The 268-nt window shown below is 66.4% G+C and carries 1 protein-coding gene; it reads right to left on the bottom strand.

Annotated features, from left to right (window positions below; genetic code table 11):
• Nucleotides 1-268, bottom strand: a 268-nt coding sequence (locus QP968_RS11220; RefSeq protein ID WP_284856472.1) for a hypothetical protein, incomplete at both ends; no start/stop codon positions are given.

Genomic DNA, 268 nt, shown 5'->3' with positions numbered 1-268 from the left:
CACCGGGAGGATGCGCACCCCGTGGCGGCGGGCGTCCGCGATCAGCGACTGCGGCGAGTAGAATCCCATCGGCTGGGCGCGCAGCAGCGCCACGCAGAACTCCGCCGGATAGTGGTATTTAAACCACGCGGAGTAGTAGACGAGCGCAGCGAAGGACTGCGAGTGGGACTCCGGGAAGCCATAGGCCGCAAACGCCGTGATCTTCTCCCACAACCGGTCCGCGACCTCCCCGGCGATCCCGTTGGTGCGCTCCAGCCCCTCATAGAAG

Source organism: Corynebacterium sp. MSK041 (assembly GCF_030232265.1).
Classification (GTDB): domain Bacteria; phylum Actinomycetota; class Actinomycetes; order Mycobacteriales; family Mycobacteriaceae; genus Corynebacterium.
This window is presented reverse-complemented; position numbering and strand designations above follow the sequence as displayed.